The 20,297-nt window shown below is 64.4% G+C and carries 20 protein-coding genes and 1 riboswitch; of the genes, 13 read left to right on the top strand and 7 right to left on the bottom strand.

Annotation, left to right across the window (positions count from 1 at the left end; all coding sequences use genetic code 11):
* The first annotated feature begins 62 nt into the window (after nucleotides 1-62).
* The 3 genes from dapC to ABWW33_RS17105 are packed head-to-tail and all read left to right on the top strand — an operon-like array spanning nucleotide 63 to nucleotide 3,321.
* The gene (gene dapC, locus ABWW33_RS17115) at nucleotides 63-1,277 is read left to right on the top strand and encodes a succinyldiaminopimelate transaminase (RefSeq protein ID WP_353402979.1); all 1,215 of its coding nucleotides are present in this window, start codon (nucleotides 63-65) and stop codon (nucleotides 1,275-1,277) included.
* A gap of 14 nt (nucleotides 1,278-1,291) precedes the next feature.
* A complete protein-coding gene (gene dapD / locus ABWW33_RS17110; RefSeq protein ID WP_176651732.1) occupies nucleotides 1,292-2,119 on the top strand; it encodes a 2,3,4,5-tetrahydropyridine-2,6-dicarboxylate N-succinyltransferase in 828 nt (275 codons plus the stop codon).
* Between the two features lie 59 nt (nucleotides 2,120-2,178).
* On the top strand, nucleotides 2,179-3,321 hold the full coding sequence (locus tag ABWW33_RS17105; RefSeq protein ID WP_176651733.1) for a PilT/PilU family type 4a pilus ATPase: 1,143 nt from the start codon (nucleotides 2,179-2,181) through the stop codon (nucleotides 3,319-3,321).
* Here ABWW33_RS17105 and ABWW33_RS17100 read toward each other — a convergent pair.
* Nucleotides 3,318-3,479: a hypothetical protein gene (locus tag ABWW33_RS17100; RefSeq protein ID WP_176651734.1), complete on the bottom strand. Its 162-nt coding sequence runs from the start codon at nucleotides 3,477-3,479 to the stop codon at nucleotides 3,318-3,320. The two genes, ABWW33_RS17105 and ABWW33_RS17100, sit on opposite strands and share 4 nt — an antisense overlap.
* Nucleotides 3,480-3,711: 232 nt before the next feature.
* On the opposite strand from ABWW33_RS17100, the gene ABWW33_RS17095 reads away from it, so the two are divergent.
* The 4 genes from ABWW33_RS17095 (at nucleotide 3,712) to ABWW33_RS17080 (ending at nucleotide 8,176) form a co-directional block, all read left to right on the top strand.
* Nucleotides 3,712-4,065, top strand: coding sequence for an arsenate reductase (locus tag ABWW33_RS17095; protein ID WP_353402961.1), 354 nt, complete (start codon nucleotides 3,712-3,714; stop codon nucleotides 4,063-4,065).
* 3 nt (nucleotides 4,066-4,068) lie between these two features.
* Nucleotides 4,069-5,202, top strand: coding sequence for a succinyl-diaminopimelate desuccinylase (gene dapE / locus ABWW33_RS17090; RefSeq protein ID WP_176651736.1), 1,134 nt, complete (start codon nucleotides 4,069-4,071; stop codon nucleotides 5,200-5,202).
* Between the two features lie 61 nt (nucleotides 5,203-5,263).
* Nucleotides 5,264-6,151 carry a 50S ribosomal protein L3 N(5)-glutamine methyltransferase gene (gene prmB / locus ABWW33_RS17085; RefSeq protein WP_176651737.1) on the top strand — a complete coding sequence of 296 codons (888 nt, stop codon included), beginning with the start codon at nucleotides 5,264-5,266 and terminating at the stop codon, nucleotides 6,149-6,151.
* Nucleotides 6,152-6,202: 51 nt separating this feature from the next.
* Nucleotides 6,203-8,176, top strand: coding sequence for an ATP-binding cassette domain-containing protein (locus ABWW33_RS17080; protein ID WP_353402960.1), 1,974 nt, complete (start codon nucleotides 6,203-6,205; stop codon nucleotides 8,174-8,176).
* Here the strand turns inward: ABWW33_RS17080 and ABWW33_RS17075 are convergent.
* A complete protein-coding gene (locus ABWW33_RS17075; RefSeq protein WP_353402959.1) occupies nucleotides 8,173-8,688 on the bottom strand; it encodes a chemotaxis protein CheW in 516 nt (171 codons plus the stop codon). The two genes, ABWW33_RS17080 and ABWW33_RS17075, sit on opposite strands and share 4 nt — an antisense overlap.
* Before the next feature lie 126 nt (nucleotides 8,689-8,814).
* Here ABWW33_RS17075 and ABWW33_RS17070 point away from each other — a divergent pair, with 126 nt between their 5' ends.
* Nucleotides 8,815-9,894 (top strand): CaiB/BaiF CoA transferase family protein, encoded by a 1,080-nt coding sequence (locus ABWW33_RS17070; RefSeq protein ID WP_353402958.1) that lies wholly within the window; start codon nucleotides 8,815-8,817, stop codon nucleotides 9,892-9,894.
* On the top strand, nucleotides 9,891-10,280 hold the full coding sequence (arfB, locus tag ABWW33_RS17065) for an alternative ribosome rescue aminoacyl-tRNA hydrolase ArfB (RefSeq protein WP_176651740.1): 390 nt from the start codon (nucleotides 9,891-9,893) through the stop codon (nucleotides 10,278-10,280). Before ABWW33_RS17070 ends, arfB begins: the two co-directional genes overlap by 4 nt.
* Here the strand turns inward: arfB and ABWW33_RS17060 are convergent.
* The gene (locus tag ABWW33_RS17060) at nucleotides 10,270-11,016 is read right to left on the bottom strand and encodes a sulfite exporter TauE/SafE family protein (RefSeq protein ID WP_444551001.1); all 747 of its coding nucleotides are present in this window, start codon (nucleotides 11,014-11,016) and stop codon (nucleotides 10,270-10,272) included. The genes arfB and ABWW33_RS17060 overlap by 11 nt on opposite strands.
* Nucleotides 11,017-11,099: 83 nt before the next feature.
* Here ABWW33_RS17060 and ABWW33_RS17055 point away from each other — a divergent pair, with 83 nt between their 5' ends.
* The gene (locus tag ABWW33_RS17055; protein ID WP_176651742.1) at nucleotides 11,100-12,002 is read left to right on the top strand and encodes a LysR family transcriptional regulator; all 903 of its coding nucleotides are present in this window, start codon (nucleotides 11,100-11,102) and stop codon (nucleotides 12,000-12,002) included.
* On the opposite strand, the gene ABWW33_RS17050 is transcribed toward ABWW33_RS17055, so the two are convergent.
* The 3 genes from ABWW33_RS17050 to ABWW33_RS17040 all read right to left on the bottom strand — a co-directional run bounded on the left by ABWW33_RS17050 (nucleotide 11,999) and on the right by ABWW33_RS17040 (nucleotide 16,381).
* On the bottom strand, nucleotides 11,999-13,864 hold the full coding sequence (locus ABWW33_RS17050) for a flagellar assembly protein A (protein WP_353402956.1): 1,866 nt from the start codon (nucleotides 13,862-13,864) through the stop codon (nucleotides 11,999-12,001). The two genes, ABWW33_RS17055 and ABWW33_RS17050, sit on opposite strands and share 4 nt — an antisense overlap.
* A 121-nt stretch (nucleotides 13,865-13,985) precedes the next feature.
* Complete coding sequence (locus tag ABWW33_RS17045) at nucleotides 13,986-15,818, bottom strand: flagellar assembly protein A (protein WP_353402955.1); 1,833 nt, start codon at nucleotides 15,816-15,818, stop codon at nucleotides 13,986-13,988.
* Between the two features lie 215 nt (nucleotides 15,819-16,033).
* Nucleotides 16,034-16,381, bottom strand: coding sequence for a hypothetical protein (locus ABWW33_RS17040; RefSeq protein WP_353402954.1), 348 nt, complete (start codon nucleotides 16,379-16,381; stop codon nucleotides 16,034-16,036).
* Nucleotides 16,382-16,680: 299 nt separating this feature from the next.
* Here ABWW33_RS17040 and ompR point away from each other — a divergent pair, with 299 nt between their 5' ends.
* Genes ompR through ABWW33_RS17025 form a run of 3 tightly spaced genes read left to right on the top strand, consistent with a single transcriptional unit; the run spans nucleotide 16,681 to nucleotide 19,475 of the window.
* Nucleotides 16,681-17,382, top strand: a complete 702-nt coding sequence (gene ompR, locus ABWW33_RS17035) for an osmolarity response regulator transcription factor OmpR (RefSeq protein ID WP_353402978.1) — start codon at nucleotides 16,681-16,683, stop codon at nucleotides 17,380-17,382.
* Nucleotides 17,383-17,397: 15 nt separating this feature from the next.
* Nucleotides 17,398-18,765, top strand: coding sequence for an ATP-binding protein (locus ABWW33_RS17030; RefSeq protein ID WP_176651745.1), 1,368 nt, complete (start codon nucleotides 17,398-17,400; stop codon nucleotides 18,763-18,765).
* The gene (locus ABWW33_RS17025) at nucleotides 18,762-19,475 is read left to right on the top strand and encodes a hypothetical protein (RefSeq protein ID WP_353402953.1); all 714 of its coding nucleotides are present in this window, start codon (nucleotides 18,762-18,764) and stop codon (nucleotides 19,473-19,475) included. Before ABWW33_RS17030 ends, ABWW33_RS17025 begins: the two co-directional genes overlap by 4 nt.
* Here the strand turns inward: ABWW33_RS17025 and ABWW33_RS17020 are convergent.
* A complete protein-coding gene (locus ABWW33_RS17020; RefSeq protein WP_176651746.1) occupies nucleotides 19,462-19,959 on the bottom strand; it encodes an Imm26 family immunity protein in 498 nt (165 codons plus the stop codon). The two genes, ABWW33_RS17025 and ABWW33_RS17020, sit on opposite strands and share 14 nt — an antisense overlap.
* Before the next feature lie 188 nt (nucleotides 19,960-20,147).
* Nucleotides 20,148-20,246, top strand: a riboswitch (TPP riboswitch).
* The last annotated feature ends 51 nt before the right edge of the window (nucleotides 20,247-20,297 follow it).

The following is a 20,297-nucleotide window of genomic DNA, read 5'->3' as shown; positions in this document are numbered from 1 at the left end:
GAGGCGCTATAATGACAGGCTATACCGTCATTTTTTCCAACGATCCGCCTCCGGTCCGCCACGTGAATCCACATCTCGACAAGCTGCAACCCTATCCGTTCGAAAAACTGCGCCTGTTGTTCGCGCAGGTCACCGCCAGTCCGCGACACAAGGCGATCAGCCTTGGCATGGGCGAACCGAAGCATCCTACGCCGAAATTCATCCAGCAGGCGCTGATCGACAACGTCGACGGCCTGGCCAGCTATCCGACCACCATCGGCTCGGACGCGCTGCGCGGCGCCATCGCCGGCTGGCTGGAACGCCGCTACGGCATCCCCAAGCTGGATCCGGCCACCCAGGTGCTGCCGGTGAACGGCTCGCGCGAGGCCTTGTTCGCGCTGGCCCAGACCGTGATCGACCCGGCGGCCAAGTCGCTGGTGATCAGCCCGAATCCGTTTTACCAGATTTATGAAGGCGCGGCCTATCTGGCCGGCGCCGAGCCGTATTTCGTCAATTCCGACCCAGCCCGCAATTTCGGCTGCGACTACGACAGCATCCCGGCCTCGGTGTGGGAACGCGTATCGCTGCTGTTCCTGTGCTCCCCGGGCAATCCGACCGGCGCCGTGCTGACGCTGACCGACTGGGAGAACCTGTTCGCCCTGTCCGAGCGCTACAACTTCGTCATCGCCGCCGACGAGTGCTACTCCGAGATCTACCACGGCGACCAGGCCCCGCTGGGCGCGATGGAAGCGGCCCACACGCTGGGCCTGTCCACGGTCGACAAGCCTTACGCGCGCCTGGTGGTGTTCAGCAGCCTGTCGAAGCGTTCCAACGTGCCGGGCATGCGCTCGGGTTTTGTGGCCGGCGACGCCGACGTCCTGAAAAAATTCCTGTTGTACCGCACCTATCACGGCGGAGCCATGAGCCCTTCCGTGCAAGCTGCCTCGATCGCGGCCTGGAACGACGAAACCCACGTCGAACAGAACCGCGAAAAATACCGCGCCAAATTCAACGCCATCACGCCGTTGCTGCAAGAGGTGCTGCAAGTGGAACTGCCGGACGCCGGCTTCTACCTGTGGGCCGACGTCAGCCAGACCGGCCTGTCGGACACCGAATTCGCCCAGCGCCTCTACGCCGAATATAATGTCACGGTACTGCCGGGCAGCTATCTGGCGCGCGACGCCCACGGCGCCAATCCGGGCCGCAACCGCATCCGCATGGCGCTGGTCGCCGAGACGGAAGAAGGCCTGGAAGCTGCGCAGCGCATCGTCCAATTCTGCAAGTCCCTTAACAAATAAATAGATCGAACATCATGAGCCAACAACTTCAGAACATCATCGACCAGGCATGGGAAGACCGCGCCAACATCAACCCGGGCAACGGCACCGCCGAACTGCGTGACGCGGTTTCGCACGTGATCGCGGGTCTGGATGCCGGCAGCATCCGCGTGGCCGAAAAAACCAGCGGCGACTGGGTTGTGAACCAGTGGGTCAAGAAAGCCGTGCTGCTGTCGTTCCGCCTGGAGAACAACGTGCAGATGCCTTCCGACGGCACCATGCAGTTCTACGACAAGGTACCGACCAAGTTCGCCAACTACACCGCCGAAGATTTCGCCAAGGGCGGCTTCCGCGTGGTGCCGCCAGCAGTCGCGCGCCGCGGCTCCTTCATCGCCAAAAACGTGGTGCTGATGCCTTCCTACGTCAACATCGGCGCCTACGTCGATGAAGGCGCGATGGTCGATACCTGGGCCACCGTCGGTTCGTGCGCGCAGATCGGCAAGAACGTCCACCTGTCGGGCGGCGTCGGCATCGGCGGCGTGCTGGAACCGATGCAGGCCAATCCGACCATCATCGAAGACAACTGCTTCATCGGCGCCCGTTCGGAGATCGTCGAAGGCGTCATCGTCGAAGAAAACTCGGTGATCTCGATGGGCGTGTACATCGGCCAGTCGACCAAGATCTACGACCGTGCCACCGGCGAAGTAACCTACGGCCGCGTGCCTGCCGGTTCGGTGGTCGTGTCGGGCAACCTGCCTTCGGAAGACGGCAAGTACTCGCTGTACTGCGCGGTCATCGTCAAGCGCGTGGATGCCAAGACCCGCGCCAAGACCGGCATCAACGAACTGCTGCGCGGTATCTAAGCGGCGGGAACCGGGGACTGGCCGCAGTCCCCGTTTTTTTTGATTTTGAGGAGAGTGCCATGGCCATGGATCGCCTGTTCCAGCTGATGAAGGAAAAAAACGCGTCGGACATGTTCTTCGCGGTGAATTCGCCGGTACACATCAAAATCAACGGCAACCTGATCCCCATCAACCAGCAAAAGCTCGAACCGGAAAACATCCACTCGCTGCTGGCGGAAATCGCCTCGCCCGAGCAGATGGAAGAACTGGCCACGACCAATGAGCTGAACATGGGCGTATCGGTGCCGAACATGGGCCGCTTCCGCCTGTCGGCGTTCAAGCAGCGCGGCACCATCTCCGCCGTATTCCGCTTCGTGCCGGCCACCATCCCCGCGCTGACCGACCTGCAGCTGCCGCCGGTGCTGGCGGACCTGATCATGGAAAAGCGCGGCCTGCTGCTGCTGGTCGGCTCGACAGGCTCCGGCAAGTCGACCACCATCGCCTCGATGCTGGACCACCGCAACGAACTGCGCTCCGGCCACATCCTGACGCTGGAAGACCCGATCGAGTATCTGTTCAAGAACAAGAAATCCATCGTCAACCAGCGCGAGATCGGCAGCGATGCCAAGGACTTCTACACCGCGCTGCGCAACTCGATGCGCCAGGCGCCGGACTGCATCCTGATCGGCGAGATCCGCGACAAGGAAACCATGGCCGCCGCGCTGGCCTACGCGCAGTCGGGCCACCTGGTGCTGGCGACCCTGCACGCCAACAACAGCTACAACGCGCTAAACCGTATCATCAGTTTCTATCCGATCGAGAACCGCGCCGCGCTGCTGCAGGATCTGTCGTCGACGGTCAAGGCCATCGTGTCGCAGCGGCTGGTCCGCTCGATCAACGGCGGCACCCGCACGGCTGCGGTGGAAATCATGGTCAACACCCGCTACATCTCGGACCTGATCGAAAAAGGCGAAATCGGCCAGATCAAGGAAGCGATGGAGAAGAGCATGTCGCCCGGCTCGCAATCGTTCGAGCTGGCGTTATTGAAGCTGGTGCAGGACGGCTTGATCAGCCAGGACGAGGCCTTGGCCAACGCCGATTCCGCCACTAACCTGCTGTGGCTCCTCAATAATGGCCCGGACAGCAAGAACGCCCAGGCCGAGCCGGAAACCAAGGCCTCGCCGGACGAAGCCTCGTTCACCGAGTTCACGTTAAATACCTAGCCAGGAATCTCGCGCCGCTCCTCCTCCACTGTTTGTACCAATCCCCAACCCAGCTGCCGACGGATATCGACAGTGGACGGCGGCGGGCAGTGTTGCGCCTGTCGCTCGCCCAGGTAGTTACGGATCTGTTCCTTGGTCGGTTTCTTCTGCAATTCCATCCTGCGGCTCCTGATCATGGTAAATGTCTTGTAAGGCTGCCATCAGTCCCTTGCAAGGATCAAGCCGCCCAATCCATAGTAGGCAATGGAGACGGCAGCCACCAATGCCATTTCGATCAGCAGAGATATCAAATCGACATAGCTGGAGGCCGTTATGGGGCTGCCGGCGGGATTTCGGGACGCAGACATGGTATTCTGTCGGCCTTCCGCCGTCTCATCCGAATTCAAGCACATGACTACCACCCTCTATGGCATCCCGAACTGCGACACCGTCAAAAAGGCCCGCGTCTGGCTGGCCGGCGCGCAGCAGGATTTTGTGTTCCACGATTTTAAAAAACAGGGCCTGACGCGCGAGATCGTCGCCGGCTGGCTCCAGCACCTGTCGCGCGATGTGCTGGTCAATAAAAAAGGCACGACCTGGCGCGCGCTGTCCGACGAGCGCAAGGCTTCCATCGTCGATGACGAATCGGCCATCGCGCTGATGCTGGAAAATCCGTCCGTGATCAAGCGCCCGGTGCTGGACAAGGACGGCGCCTTCGCCGTTTCCTTCTCCGACGCCCAGTACAAACAAATCTTCGACCTCTGAACAATGACTCCTTCCAAGACCCTGGCGCTGACCGAAAAGCTGATCGCCCTCTCCTCTGTCACCCCGGACGATAAAGGCTGCCAGCAGCACCTGATCGATTTGCTGTCGCCGCTGGGCTTCGCCTGCGAAACCATCGAATCGAACGGCGTGACCAACCTGTGGGCGCGCAAAGGCACGACCTCGCCGGTGCTGGTATTCGCCGGCCACACCGACGTGGTGCCTACCGGCCCGGTCGACCAATGGCGCTCGGAGCCTTTCAATCCGACCCACCGCGACGGCAAGCTGTATGGCCGCGGCGCCGCCGACATGAAGACCTCGATCGCCGCCTTCGTCGTCGCCTGCGAAGAGTTCATCGCCGCGCACGCCGACCACAAGGGCTCGATCGCCTTCCTGATCACCAGCGATGAAGAAGGCCCGGCCACCGACGGCACAGTCATCGTCTGCAATATGCTCAAGGAACGCGGCGAAACGCTGGACTACTGCATCGTCGGCGAGCCGACCTCGGACGAAACCCTGGGCGACATGATCAAGAACGGCCGCCGCGGCTCGCTGTCCGGCAAATTGACGATCAAGGGCGTGCAAGGCCACATCGCCTATCCACAGCTGGCCAAGAACCCGATCCACCTGGCCGCGCCCGCGCTGGCCGAGCTGGTGGCCGAACGCTGGGACGAAGGCAACGAGTACTACCTGCCGACTTCCTGGCAGATGTCGAACATTAACGGCGGCACCGGCGCGAACAACGTCATCCCCGGCGAGATGATCATCGACTTCAACTTCCGCTTCTCGACCGCCAGCACCCACGAGGGCTTGAAGAAGCGCGTGCACGCCATCCTGGACAAGCACAACCTGCACTACGACCTGAAATGGGCGCTGAGCGGCCTGCCGTTCCTGACGCCGCGCGGTGCGTTGAGCGATGCGCTGTCGGCCGCGATCAAGTCCGAAACCGGCGTCGATACCGAACTTTCCACCACCGGCGGCACCTCGGATGGGCGCTTTATCGCTCAGATCTGCCCTCAAGTGATAGAATTCGGGCCTCCCAACGCAAGTATCCACAAGATCGACGAGCATATCGAGCTGCGTTTTGTCGATCCGCTGAAGAATATCTATCGCCGAACGCTGGAAAACCTGCTGGCCTAAGCCCGGCGGCGGTCCAGCGGCGCGGCGTGCGCACACCGATTACTGTTTTACCGAGATAGCCATGAACACGACTCCTTTCACCACGCCGCGCGACCTGTTGCGCTACGCCGTCACCCGCTTCAACACCGCCAAGCTGTTCTTCGGCCACGGCAGTGTCGAAGCCTTCGACGAAGCGGCCTACCTGATCCTGCACACGCTCAAGCTGCCGCTGGACCGCCTGGATCCGTTCCTGGACGCCACCCTGCTGCCCGAGGAAGTCGCGTCCATCCTGGCCGTGATCGACCGCCGCACCAACGAACGCGTGCCGGCCGCCTACATCACCAACGAGGCGTGGCTGGGGACTTACAACTTCTACGTCGACGAGCGCACCATCGTGCCGCGCTCCTTCATCGCGGAGCTGATCCCGGAATACTTCGCGCCGTGGGTCAACGAGCCTGAAAACGTCGGCAACATCCTGGAGCTGTGCACGGGTTCCGGCTGCCTGGCCATCATGCTGGCCGACGCCTTCCCCGACGCCCATGTCGACGCGGTCGACCTGTCGGCCGACGCGCTGGAAGTGGCGAAGAAGAACGTCGCCACCTACAAGCTGGAAGACCGTTTGACGCTGATCCAGTCCGACCTGTACGCCAACGTGCCGGACAAGAAGTACGACCTGATCATCACCAACCCGCCGTATGTGAACTCGGCGTCGATGAGCAAGCTGCCGATGGAATACCGCGCCGAGCCTGAAATGGCACTCGACGGCGGCAAGGACGGCATGGACCTGGTGCGCAAGATCGTCGCCGGCGCCGCCGAACGCCTGACCGACGACGGCATCCTGATCGTCGAAATCGGCAACGAGCGCGAATATGCCGAAGCCGCCTTCGGTGAACTGGGCCTGACCTGGCTCACCACCAGCAATGGCGACGACATGGTCTTCCTGCTGACCGCCGACCAGCTGAAGCTGTAACCCCTCTGTAAAGAACAAGAACAAATGATTCGCTTTATTCAAGTAAGCCTGATGCGCGGTATTAAGCCGCTGCTGGAACAGGTCGATGTCACTCTCAACCCCGGCGACAAGATCGGCCTGATCGGCGCCAACGGCGCCGGCAAATCCAGCCTGTTCGCGATGATGCGCGGCGAGCTGCACCCGGACCAGGGCGAGATCGATTTCCCGGCCAAGTGGCGCGTCGCTTACGTAGCGCAGGAAACCCCGCCGCTCGACCGCGCGGCGCTCGACTACGCCATCGACGGCGACGTCACGCTGCGCAAGCTGGAAGCGGAACTGGCGCGCCTGGAAGCGGAGCCCGAATCGTCCGAGAACGGCATCGCCATCGGCGAGATCTACAGCGCGCTGGCCGACGCCGACGCCTACACCGTGCAGTCGCGCGGCGAACAGCTGCTGCTGGGCCTTGGCTTCTCGATCGACCAGATGCAGCAACCCGTCGCCAGCTTCTCCGGCGGCTGGCGCATGCGCCTGAACCTGGCGCAGGCGCTGATGTGCCCTTCCGACCTGCTGCTGCTCGATGAACCGACCAACCACCTGGACCTGGACGCGATCATCTGGCTGGAAGACTGGCTGAAACGCTATGCCGGCACGCTGCTGATCATTTCCCACGATCGCGACTTCCTCGATGAAGTGGTGAACGTGGTGGTGCACATCGACGAGCGCAAGCTGAAACGCTACTCGGGCAACTACTCGTCCTTCGAACGTCAACGCGCGGCGCAGATGATCCTGGCCGCCGGCGCGCTGGAAAAGCAGCAGCGCAAGCGCGCCCACCTGGAATCGTTCGTCAACCGCTTCAAGGCGCAGGCCTCCAAGGCCCGCCAGGCGCAGAGCCGCATGAAGGCGCTGGCCAAGATGGAAGAGCTGGCGCCGCTGCGCGCCGCTGCCGAATTCTCGTTTGAATTCCGCGAGCCGCTCAGCGCTCCTAATCCGCTGCTGGTGATGGAGAACGTCGACGCCGGCTACAAGATCGAAGACGACGCGACCGGCGAAATCACCCACAAGACCATCGTCAACAAAATCAAGTTCTCGCTGCAGATCGGCCAGCGTATCGGCCTGCTGGGCGTGAACGGCGCCGGCAAATCGACGCTGATCAAGACCATCGCCGGCGAACTGTCGCCGCTGACCGGCGACGCCACCATGGGCAAGGGCCTGAACATCGGCTACTTCGCCCAGCACCAGGTGGAGATGCTGCGTCACGACGAATCGCCGCTGTGGCACCTGGCGAAGATCGCCCCGACCGTGCGCGAGCAGGAGCTGCGCAACTTCCTCGGCGGCTTCAACTTCCCCGGCACCATGGTCACCAGCTCGATCGCGCCGTTCTCCGGCGGCGAGAAGGCCCGTCTGGCGCTGGCGTTGATCGTTTGGCAGCGCCCCAACCTGCTGCTGCTCGATGAACCGACCAATCACCTGGACCTGGAAACCCGCGAGGCGCTGACCGAGGCGCTGGCGCAGTTCGAGGGCACGCTGGTCGTCGTGTCCCACGATCGCCACTTGCTGCGCGCCACCACCGACGAGTTCATCATCGTCGCCGACGGCAAGCTGCAGCCGTTCGACGGCGATCTGGATGACTACAAGGATTGGCTGTTCAAGACCAAGCTGGGGAAAGGCACCGACGTGCTGCCGGCTGCGGGCAAGGCCAACAAGACCGATTTCCCGGTGACTTCGCCGGTCGCGCCGCCGACCGTCGCGGCGCCGGTCGCGGTCAGCAAGGACCAGAAGCGCCAGCAGGCGGAAGACCGCCAGCGCCTGGCCACGCTGCGCAAGCCGCTGGAGCAGAAGATCAAGCGCCTGGACGATCAGATCGCCAAGCGCAGCGCGCAGAAAGCCGACGTGGATGCCCAACTGGGCGAGTCTTCCATCTACGAAGCGGCCAACAAGGCCAAGCTGAAGCAGCTGCTGGCCGACCAGTCCTTCTTCACCAAGGACCTGGGCCAGCTGGAAGCGGAATGGCTGGAATTGCAGGAACAGCTGGAAGCACTGGCTTAAGCTGCCTGACGGGCGCCGAATTGCACCTTTCGGATCGACATCAGCTTATCGATGTCGACCACGATCAAACGGCGTCCGTCCACCTCCCCGATGCCGAGCAGGTAATCCACCGCGCCGGCGCCGGGTATCGGCTGGATCTGCCCCAGCGACAGCGAGACGATGTCGGTCACGCCATCCACCACCATCCCCATCACGCAACTGGTCAGCTTGAGGATGATCACGTCCGTCAGCGGATCGTGCTGCGGCGGCCTCGGTCCGAAGGCGATACGCATGTCGACGATCGGCATGATGACGCCGCGCGACACCACCACCCCTTCGACGATCTCGCCTTCCGACGAGAAGCGCTCCAATGCCTTCAACGGCCGCAGCTCCTGCACCTTGCCGAAGTCCAGCGCATAATCGAGACCGCCGAGCCGGAACACCAGATACTGGCCTGGCGCGCACAGGCCGGTGCTGCTGACGGCGTTGGTGGCGAAATCCGCGCTGGCGCATTGGTTTTTCGATGACGGCATGATGATCCTTTCGTCCAGGACGTGCGGTAACAGGCATGTGCCATCCTACCTTCGCCCCCTTTGCCCAGCGTTGACCCTTATCAACAATCACCGGGAGCGCGGTTGCAGGTTTGCTACAATCAGCACATGAACCCTCAACTCCCCCTCAGCGGCATACGCGTGCTTGATCTGACACGGCTGCTGCCCGGTCCCGTCGCCACCATGCACCTTGCGGACATGGGCGCGGAGGTGATCAAGATCGAAGATCCCGGCGCCGGCGACTACGCGCGCGTCATGGGGCCGGTGCGCAACGAGGTGTCGCAGTTCTTCGTCGCCGTCAATCGCGGCAAGCGGATGATGCGGCTGGACCTGAAGGACGGGGCCGATCGCGAGCAGCTGCTGGCGATGGTGGAAACCGCCGACGTGCTGGTCGAGAGCTTCCGCCCCGGCGTGATGGACAAGCTGGGCCTGGGCTGGCGGACACTCAAACAGCGCAACCCGAAGCTGGTGATGTGCGCGATTTCCGGCTACGGCCAGGACGGCCCCTTTGCCCAGCTGGCGGGACACGACATCAACTACATCGGCTATGCCGGCATGCTGGACCAGAACGCCGGCGCGGACGGCGTGCCGGTGCTGCCGAACCTGCAGGTGGGCGATCTGCTGGGCGGCGCGCAGTCGGCGCTGCAGGGCATCCTGGCGGCGCTGGTGGCGGTGAAGATGGGCGGCGCCGGACGCTTCGTCGATGTCTCGATGACCGACGCGGTGCTGGCGCACAACCTGATGCCGCTGGTGGCGGTGAACAATGGCGCCGCGGCGCAACCCGGAAGCGACCTGCTGAGCGGCGGCGTCCCCTGCTACAACGTCTACCGCACCGCCGACGGCCGCTACATGGCCGTTGGCGCGCTGGAGCTGAAATTCTGGCAGGGTTGCTGCGATGTGCTGGGCCGGCCGGATTTGAAAACGCGCCACTGGCAACTGGGCCAGCAGGTCGGCGGCGAGGATGCGATGGCGCTCAAGGATGAATTGTCGGCGATCTTCGCCACCCGCACGCTGGCGCAGTGGACCGAGGCGTTCGCGCCGGCCGATTGCTGCGTGTCGCCGGTGCTGCGCACGGAAGAAGCCTTGCGGCATCCGCTGTTCGCCGCGCGCGGCATGGTGGCGCGCCATCGCCACGAGACCGAGGGCGAATCGTGGGCGCTGGCGCAGCCGGTGAGGTTCCAGCCGTGATCGACGTGAATGAAGTGGAGTTCACCGCGATCCGCGCACAGGGTCCCGGCGGTCAGAACGTCAACAAGGTGTCGAACGCGGTGCACGTGCGCTTCGATATCGCGGCGTCTTCGCTGCCCGAGCATATCAAGGAACGCCTGCTGGCCTTGCGCGACAGCCGTATCACCAAGGATGGCGTGGTGGTGCTGAAGGCGCAGCAGTCGCGCAGCCAGGAAGCCAACAAGGAAGATGCGCTGCGCCGCCTGCAGGAGCTGGTCGACAGCGTGGCCGTGCTGCCAACCGTGCGCCGCGCCACCAGGCCGACCCGCAGCTCGCAGCGCAAGCGGCTCGACGGCAAGACCAAGGACGGCGAGCGCAAACAGCTGCGCGGCAAAGTCAGTTTGTAAAAGTCCGCAGGCACTGATGGGCGCCCAGCGCCAGCAGGCTGACGAAGAAACAGCGGCGGAACAAGGCGGGAGGCATGCGCTCGCGCAACCACTGCCCCAGCAGCATGCCGCCGCCCGCCGGCAGCAGCGCCAGGAGGGAACTGCCCGCCACCGACGCGTGCCACTCGCCGCGGCAAGCCAGCATGACGGCCAGTGCCAGCGTCGAGACGGTGAAGGCCAATCCCATCGCCTGCACCAGCTCATCCTTTTCCAGCGCCAGCGCCTGCAGATACGGCGCCGCCGGCATGACGAACACCCCGGTGACGCCGGCCATCACACCCGTCGCCGCGCCCGCTAGCGGCCCGGCCCACGCTTCCGCGCGCGGCGCCACATGCCAGCGCCAGCCGGTCAAACCCAGCACGCCGTAGCCCACCAGCGCCAGCCCCAGCACCGCCCCGCTCCATGCCTCCGCAGCCGGGACCGCTGTGGCGATCCATGCCGCGGCGGCGGTGCCCGCGCACACCGCCAGCAGCAGGGTCCGCATGCGCAGCCACAACGGATATAGCGCCGGCCCCGCAGCCAGCTGCCAGACATTTGTAATCGACGAAGGCACAATCAGCAGGCCGGCGGCCTCCAGCGGCGACATCTTCAGCGTCAGCAAGGCCACGGCGACCGTCGGCAAGCCCATGCCGGTCACGCCTTTGACCATGCCGGCCAACACAAACACCAGTGCGACAAATATAAGCGAAGTATCCATGCGCACCATTCTGCCCTTGCGCGCGGCGCCTGAAAATCTGGAATATACTCAGTCAGACTTAGGTAAAACCATAGGCTGACATCATGCGCTTCGACCTGACCGACCTGAAGCTGTTCGTCCATATCGCTGAAAGCGGCAGCATCACCGCCGGCGCCCGGCTGGCGCATCTGGCGCTGCCCTCGGCCAGCGCCCGCATACGCGGCATGGAGGAAGCGCTGGCAGTGCCGCTGCTGCGGCGTGGACGGCGCGGCGCCGAACCGACCGAAGCCGGCCGCGCGCTGCTGCACCACGCCCGCGCCATCGCCCGCCAGGTGGACGGCATGCAGGCCGACCTGGCGGAATTCGCGTCGGGCCTGAAGGGCCGCATCCGGCTCCTGTGCAACACCTCGGCGATGACCGAATTCCTGCCGGACGCGCTGGCCGCCTTCCTCGCCGCGCATCCGCAACTCGGCATCGACCTGGAAGAACGCCTCAGCCGCGACATCGTGCAGGCCGTCACCGATGGCGAAGCCGACATCGGCATCGTCAGCGACGCGGTCGACGCCTCGGCGCTGCAAACCTTCGCTTTCCGCGACGATGCGCTGGCGCTGGTGATGGCGCGCAGCCATCCGCTGGCAAAGCAGAACAGGAACCGGCGCAGCATCAACTACGCCGACGCGCTGGCGCACGACTTCATCGGCCTAGCCGGCGACAGCGCCTTCCAGCGCTACGCGGCGGAACAGGCCTCCCGGCTGGGATTGCGCATGCATTGCAAAATCAGGCTGCGCAGCTTCGAGGCGGTATGCCGCATGGCGGCCAGCGGCGTTGGCCTGGCATTGATGCCGGAGACGGCCGCGCGCAGGAACGCCGCCGCCGACAAGCTGCTGGTGTTGAAAGTAAGCGATGATTGGGCAAAGCGCAAACTGCTGGTCTGCGTGCGCGACCTGGCCGCGCTGCCACGCCATGCGCGCGAGCTGGTCTCGGCGCTGCGGCAGGCCACCCCTTAGTCAGTCTCCGGCGCCCACTCGATCGGACCGGTGCTGCCGGAGAAGATCGTCGTCATGCCCGCCGCCGTGGTGCGCACCTTGGCCTTGACCTCCTTGGCGGGCCGGTCGTGCGCCGCCGGGCCTTCCGGCACGAAGGCCATGGTCCGCAGCAGCACGTCGCCGGTCAGCATATGCACCACGCAGCGCGAACCGCGCATCACGGACGTCTTCTGCCGCTGCACCTGGTTGACCTCTTCCTGCGCCTGCTCCTGCTGTACCTGCGCCGCCTTCATCGCCAGCGAAATCTTCGCCACCGCCTTCAGCGAAGGCCCCACGGCCGCCGCCATCTTCTGGAACAGAGGCTCCTGCTCCGGCGTCAGCGTGACCTCGCGCTTGCGCACGCGCGTGGCCAGCGTCAGGTAGTTGCGCACCTCGGTCTGGCCTGTGATCGCGTCGATCTCCGCCTTGCGCAGATTGGCCTCGCGCTCCGCCTGCTGCACCCTGGGCTGCAGCTCGGCGATCTTCTTGTCGAACTTGGACGTATCGGGCACCAGCGTATAGAGCAGCATCTCGTGCTGCTTGCGCGGCCCCGCGCTGGTGATCTCGATCTTGCGCGCGGCGATGGCGCAGCCCTCGGCCACCTTGATGATCACCTCCTCGGCCATGATCTCGCAGTTGCTCGCTTCGCCTATGACCACCCGTGTGCCGGAGATGATGCAGCTTTCCGCGCGCGCCAGCGTCACCTCGCCCCGCTTCGTCTGCAGCACGGCGCCGGAGGCCACGCCCTGCACCCGTATGCCGCCGTCGACGTTGGTGCAGGTGCCGCCCATCAGGTTGCGGCTCAGGACGATATCGCCGCCGCGTGAATTGATGATGCCGAACACGTCGCCGTGAATGGTGATGTTGCCGCCGTCGACGGAGCGCTGCTCCTGCACGTCGCCGAACTCCTCGTACTCGCCAGTCAGCAGCAGGTTGCCGGTGGTGCGCGCGCTCACGCCTTCGCGGCTGATGATCTTGGGGCCGATGGAAATGCGCTTGGTGCCCGGATCCACGCTGAGGAAGCCCTCCACCGCCGACACCAGGAACTCGCCGTCGCGCAGGTTCTCGATCACCGTTCCCTCGCCGGCCACCGAACTCAGTTCGATGTCCCTGGAGACCGGCGGTTCCAGCACGATACCCGACAGCTCGAAGCCGCGCACGCCGGCCGTGCGCGGCACCTTGCGCAACAGCTTGACGTTGGGCCTGACCTGCGGGAAGCGGTTCTGGAAAGCCTGCAGATCGAGCTTGCCGTCCGATTTCTCGCGCGGCGCGTTGCTGCGATGGATGTCCTGCGACACCTCGACGATGGTGGCGTCGCGCCCCGGCGTGGCGTTCAGCCGCCGCGCCACGATGACGCGGGCCACGCGGCCGGTGACGATAACGTCGCGCACCACCGGCGCGTCGATGCCGAAGCGTATGCCCTTGACCCACATGTCGGAAACGAATTCGTCGAAGTTGAGCCGGGCCGGCTGCGACGGCATGTCCGGCACCTCGAAGAACACCGGTTCGAAATAGTATTCGGCCTCGCCGTTGATGATCTTGACGGACTTGTACAGCCCCCGGCGCTGCGGATAGAACGGCTCGATGCTGCTGGCGAAGCGTATCAGCGGCTTGTTGACCACGTGTTCCGGCAGGTCGGGTCCGCAGTTGTACAGCAGCTTGGTGAAGACCGCGTAGTCCAGGTTGGAGAAATAGGCGCTGCTGAGAAAAATCTGGCTCACCGCCGACAGGCAGGATACCGCCGAAGCGCCGGTCTCGAAATACACTCCGTCCGCACGCTTGACGATGGCCGACGGAAGCTCGCCATCAGCAATTTGTTCCAGCGCCGTAGCGTCGTCTGACACAGTAGTCCCCAGGATAATGTACGTCGGCGCATTGCACGCTCATTGCATGAACAAGCAGGCGCGCCTTCACTTTTTTAATGTTAATTCTAGATTAGCATGAACCATGAAACTTGTGCGCGCCTCATTGCGGACGCGCGCTCAAGTGCCAGTCCAGCGAGCCGTCGCTGTCGCAGAACAGCACCTCGCCGCCGTTGGGCGTGCCGCGCAGGCGCTGCTTGATGTCCTTGGGCGGCAGCAGCGCCAGCGAGGCGCTGTCGGCCAGATAAGGCATGGTGCGCACGGTGGTCTCGCCGCTGACCATGTGCAGGCCGCAGCGCGCATGGCCGGACGCCTCCTGCTTCTGTTCGATCACGCGGGCCAGGCGGTCGGTCAACAACTTTTGCTGCGTCTGGCCGGCCTGCAGATCCTCGCGCAGCTTGGCGATGGCCTGCAGCTCGGCCGCAACCGCCGCCGCGATCTTGCGCAGATGCAGTCCCTGTTCCGGCGTCAGCTGCAGTTCCTGGTTGCGCAGCTTGGCCGCCAGCGCCAGGTAGCGGCGCACGTCCGGCACGGCGGCGATGCGGTCGATCTCATCCTGGAAGCCCTGGTTGGCCTGCACAAAAGCGGCGACCCGCTGATCCAGCTCGGCGATCTCCTCGTCGAATTTGCTGACGTCGCGTACCAGCACGTAGACCACCATCTCGGTGCGGCGGCGCGGTCCGGCATTTTCGATTTCGACATTGCGGCCGGCCACCGCGCAGCCCTCGGCCACCTCGATGTGGATCTCGTCGGCGACGATCTCGCAGTTGGAGGCCTCGCCCACCGTCACGCTGGTGCCGGAGATGACGCAGTTCTCGGCGCGGCCGATGACGATCTTGCCGCTGCGGGTGTGGATCACCGAATTGGAGGCGACGCCGGTCACGGTCACGTCGCCGGCCACGTTGTTGACGCTGCCGCTGACCAGGTTCTGGTCCAGCACCACGGTGCCGCCGCGCGAATTGATATGGCCGTAGACGTTGCCGTGCACCGTGATGTCGCTGCCGGTGACTTCCTTCTGCTCCTGTACGTCGCCGTATTCCTCGTAGGCGCCGGCCAGCTGCAGGTTGCCGGTGGTGCGCCCGCTGACGCCTTCCGTGCTGACGATCTTGTCGGTGATGGAGATGCGGCTGGACTTCGGATCGACGCTCAGGAAACCCTCGCGGGTCGACACCAGGTACTCGCCGTCCTCCAGCATCTTGGCCTCGGTGCCGTCGCCGGCGTAGAAGCGCAGTGTCAGGTCCTTGGGCGGCTCCGGCGCGGTGACCTTGCCGGCCAGGTCGAAGCCCGGCTGGCCCGGCACCGGCGGCAGCTTTTTCAGCAGCCGCACATTGGGCTTGATCTGCGGGAAGCGGTTCTGGAAGCTCTGCAGGTCGATGCGGCCGTCGGCCTTGGCCTTGGGCGCGTCGCTGCGGTGCAGGTCGGACGACACCTCGACCACGGTCGCGTCCTGGCCGGCCGCCGGTTCCAGGTCGGTGGCGAAGGTGATGCGGTCGGCCTTGGTGGAGGCGATCGCCGCCGCCACCGCCGCCACCTCGATGCCGAACAGGATGCCCTTGTTCCACATCTCGGCGACAAACTCGTCGACGTCGAGCCGGGTCTGGCGCTCCGGTATCACGGTGCCGTCGGGCAGCACCATCTCGTCCAGGAAAAGCGGCTCGAAATAGTATTCGGCGTAGCCCCGTCCCATCTTGGGATTCTTGTACAGCGGGATGCGCTGCTCGTCGATCGCGCGCATCTCGGCCGCCAGCCGCACCACCTTGGCGTTGCCGAAGTCGGGGCCGACGCCATACAGCGCCTTGATCAGCACCGGATAGTTCAGGCCGACAAAATAATAGTGCGAGTGGAAGACTTCGTTGATGGCCGCCGTCAGCGTCAGCGGCGACAGCGTCAGGTCGATGTAGATGCCGTCCGGCCGGCTCAGCAAACCGACGGGCAAGCCGCGTCCCGGAGCCGGGGACTCCTGTCCAGGTACTGGGACGGCAGGTACCGCATCGTGAGCCACTCTTATCCTCCGGACAACAGGAATGCCAAAAGGCAATTACGTGTAATTAATTAATATTACACGCAGAGTGGCCGAATGGAAGCGAAATTCGTGTCGTGAACGGGGTGAGTGTGAACTTATTGCTACAGATCAATATTGAATCAATAACATTAATGACGCGGCGGGTTGGCGTAGATGTCCTGGCCCACTTCATTGATCTGGCGGCGCAGGTCGCGGCGCTCGTCGGGAGTCAGGCGGCCGACGCGGCGGCTCATCTCCGCATTGCGGCCGGCTTCCTGCATCGCGCGGCGCTGCTCTTCGGCGCGCGCCTCGTAGCTGCGCGGATCGAGCTGGCGCGGGTCGGCCTGGCGCTCGGCCTGCTGGCGAGGTTGTGCCTGCTGCTGTACATGCTCCCGGACCGGGGCATTGCGCTGCTCTTCACGGCGCGGCCCCTCACCGGAATCGGCCTGGGCCAGCGTGGCGCCCAGCAGTCCGCAGCACAACAGCGCGGCGCCCATGGAGGATCGAACGCAAAAAGATGCGCTTGCTGCCGCGTGTATTTTTTTGTGATCGATGCCCATGGCGTTCCTAAAAAGCTGAATCTATGCCCAGAGTGTATGATGCTTTACCTGAGGGGGTAAGACGAATTGGGTAAAGTTTGTAACACTTTGTAATGGGTGGTCACAGACGTTTTCGCAAGACGATTATGACGTTACCATAGCAACATGAATATGACAAATCTGGCAGGCAAATGACTAGCACAACGACAGAATCCGGCAACACCCCGGTGAATCAAAATGGCCACCAGGCCAAGATTATGGTAGTGGACGACGACGTCCGCCTGCGCGACCTGCTGCGCCGCTACCTGACCGAACAGGGCTTCAATGTCTTCACCGCCGAGAGCGCCACGGCGATGAACAAGCTGTGGCTGCGCGAGCGCTACGACCTGCTGGTACTGGACCTGATGCTGCCCGGCGAGGACGGCCTGTCGATCTGCCGCCGCCTGCGCGGCGCCGGCGACCAGACGCCGATCATCATGCTCACCGCCAAGGGCGAGGACGTGGACCGCATCGTCGGCCTGGAAATGGGCGCCGACGACTACCTGCCCAAGCCGTTCAACCCGCGCGAGCTGGTGGCCCGCATCGGCGCCGTGCTGCGCCGCCGCGGTCCGGACGAGATTCCCGGCGCGCCGTCGGAAACCCCGCAATCGTTCGAGTTCGGCCAGTTCGTGCTGGACCTGGGCACGCGCACGCTGAAGAAGAACGGCGAAACCGTGCCGCTGACCACGGGCGAGTTTTCGGTACTGAAAGTATTCGCCCGCCACGCGCGCCAGCCGCTGTCGCGCGAGAAGCTGATGGAACTGGCGCGCGGCCGCGAATACGAAGTGTTCGACCGCAGCCTGGACGTGCAGATCTCGCGCCTGCGCAAGCTGATCGAGCCCGATCCGTCGAGCCCGCTGTACATCCAGACCGTCTGGGGCCTGGGCTATGTGTTCATTCCGGAGGGGCAGCCGCGCTAAGGCGCGGAAGCGCACATGAAGTTTCCATCGAAGTTCCCCTTCACGTTTCGCGTGGCCAGCCTGAAAAGCGGCCTGTTCTGGCGTACCTTCTTCCTGCTGGGGGCGCTGACCACCACCAGCATGACGGCCTGGGTCGGCATGATCAGCGTGGTGCAGCACGAGCCGCAGGTGCAGCAGATCTCCTCGCAGGTGATCTCGGTGGTCACCATCACCCACGCCGCCCTGACCCACTCCGCGCCCGAACTGCGGCGCGAGTTGCTGTTCGACCTGGTGTCGAACGAAGGCATCCGCGTGTTCCCGCTGGAGGAAGACGACAAGGTCGAGCCGCCGCCCGATAACGCGCTGATGCCCGACATCCAGAAGCTGGTCAAGGCCAAGCTGGGCGAGGATACGCGCTTCTCGGCCCAGGTCAACGGCGTGTCCGGTTTCTGGGTCAGCTTCAAGATCGACGACGACGCCTACTGGCTGATGCTCGAGCGCGAACGCATCCGCGGCCTGACCGGCATCCAGTGGCTGGGCTGGGCCAGCGTGGTGTCGGTGGTGTCGCTGCTGGGCGCGGCCTTCATCTCCAGCCTGATCAACCTGCCGCTGCGCCGGCTGACGCAGGCCACGCGCGCCTTCGCCCAGGGCAAGCGCCCCGATCCGCTGCCGGAAAAAGGCCCGCTGGAAATCATGGAGGCCAACCGCAGCTTCAACCAGATGGTCGACCAGCTGCAGCAGGTGGAGTCGGACCGCGCCGTGATCCTGGCCGGCATTTCGCACGACCTGCGCACGCCGCTGGCGCGCATGCAGCTGGAAGTGGAGATGGCCAACCTGTCCAACGACGCGCGCGAGGGCATCCAGTCCGACATCGGCCAGATGGACGCCATCATCGGCCAGTTCCTCGACTATGCCAAGCCGACCGAGGCGTCGAGCTTCACCAACGTCGACATCAGCGAACTGCTGAGCGACACCGCGCGCGAAGCGGAGCGCCTGCCCGACGTGCACATCCGCACCGACATCGCCGCCAACGCCCACGTGATGGGCAATCCCACCGACCTCAAGCGCGTCATCAACAACCTGATCGAAAACGCCCGCCGCTACGGCAGGACGCCCGACGCCGAGTTCACCGAAATCGACATCAAGTGCAGCGTCAAAGGCATGCACACGTCGAAGCGCGTGACCATCGAAGTGCAAGACCACGGCGCCGGCGTGCCGGACGACCAGATCGAGCAGTTGCTCAAGCCCTTCACGCGGCTGGACACGGCGCGCGGCCAGGCCAACGGCGCCGGCCTCGGGCTGGCCATTGTCGACCGCGTGCTGCTGCGCCACGGCGCCGAGCTCCATGTGCGCAACCGCGAAGGCGGCGGCCTGCAGATCCAGATCGTGATGAAGGCGGCATGATGCGTGCAGCTTTATCGATGGCCGCAGCGCTGCTGGTCGTCGCGCAGGCAGGCTCAGCAGCAGCAACAAGCGCAGCCGCGCAGCCGCGCATCGAACAGCGCCAGCCCACCGCCGAGGAGCGCGATTCCTTCGACGACTATTTCCGCGAAAAAACCGCCGCCGAAGCCCAGGGCGCGCAGCCGGTGCTGCCGCTGTTCGCGCCCGCCTTCGACATCGAACGCCAGCGCGGCAAGCCGTGGCAGGTGATCGCCCGCGTCGATTCGGCGCCGCGCCACTCGGCCGTCGACCTGTGCCGGCAGATACGCTCCAGTTTCATCTATGACGCCGGCGCGCCCAAGGGACGGCGCTGGACCGAGTCGGCCCAGCCGCCGGAATGGTATGTGTGGCTGGCGAAACCGGCCACCGCCTGCACCGCCGCCCGCTACACCGTGCTGATGGATAAGACCTTGCCGCCGGCGGACGTGGTGGCGCTGCTGCGCCAGCACCGCGAGTTGCTGCTGCGCGCACGCCTGCTGTTTGCCGGCAACTCGCAATGCGCCCGCCAGCGCGCGCTGACCTTCCGCCTCAGCGCGCTGGAACCGGCGGCGCCGACGCCCGGTGCGCCGGTGATGTTCGGCCTGGTGTTCAGCAGCGACCGCGACACCGTGGCCCGCGTCGCCGTGCGCAAGAGCCGCGGCGAATACACGGCCTGGAACGTCAGCTGCGGTTGACGCTGCGGTTGATCGGATGGTCGGCCGGCTCGAGCAGCTTGGTCAGCAATAACTCCGCCGAACCGTAGCCGTACAGCGAATCCGTTTCCAGCCCTTGTGTATCGTAGGGTACGGACTCCTCGCGTTCCGACCGGCTCGGGTCGGCATCCGAATATGTCACGCGCCAGGCGCGCTTGAGGGCGTCGGCGCGGCGCAGGAACTGCGGCACCGGCCAGCGCGCGGGATCCCAGTCGGGCGCGTCGCCCAGCACGCGCCAGTGGCCGCTGGCCAGCGCCATGTCGCCCACCCGCAATATCTTCACCGCGTCCTGCGGCTGCAGGGTGCCCAGCTCCTCCAGCGTCGGCAGGCGCGTCAGCTTGGGGCCGAACAGATACGCCAGCATAATCTTACTTCCCGGCGACAAACGCGCCACCAGTCCCCAGCCATACCCGCCATCCAGCAGCGGCACCGCAAACCAGCTTCCCTCTTGATACGACTGCCTCATTCCTACCCTTTCACTTGCACGATGCAGTAACGATTCACCAAAATGCACTGACATGATGGCGCCTCCGCTATTGGCTGTGACTGCTTCGTTGGCGCCCTGGGGCGCAAATCGCAAGTGTAGCGGCGCGGCGCGGAATACGTCGCACGCCATCGCTACGGCCGGGGTCGCGCCAGGTTTGTGCTAAACTACCGCTTCGCTAGGGGTCCTGGGACATTGTTTCCGGGTGAGAGATACCCTTCGTACCTGATCTGGATAATGCCAGCGAAGGAAAGCGCAAAGTGGTTCTCCCCTCCTTTGATGGCTCTCTTCCGCGGCCCCAGCCGAACAAGAAGAGAGCA

This window comes from Duganella hordei, from assembly GCF_040369125.1.
Taxonomy (GTDB): domain Bacteria; phylum Pseudomonadota; class Gammaproteobacteria; order Burkholderiales; family Burkholderiaceae_D; genus Rugamonas; species Rugamonas hordei.
This window is presented reverse-complemented; position numbering and strand designations above follow the sequence as displayed.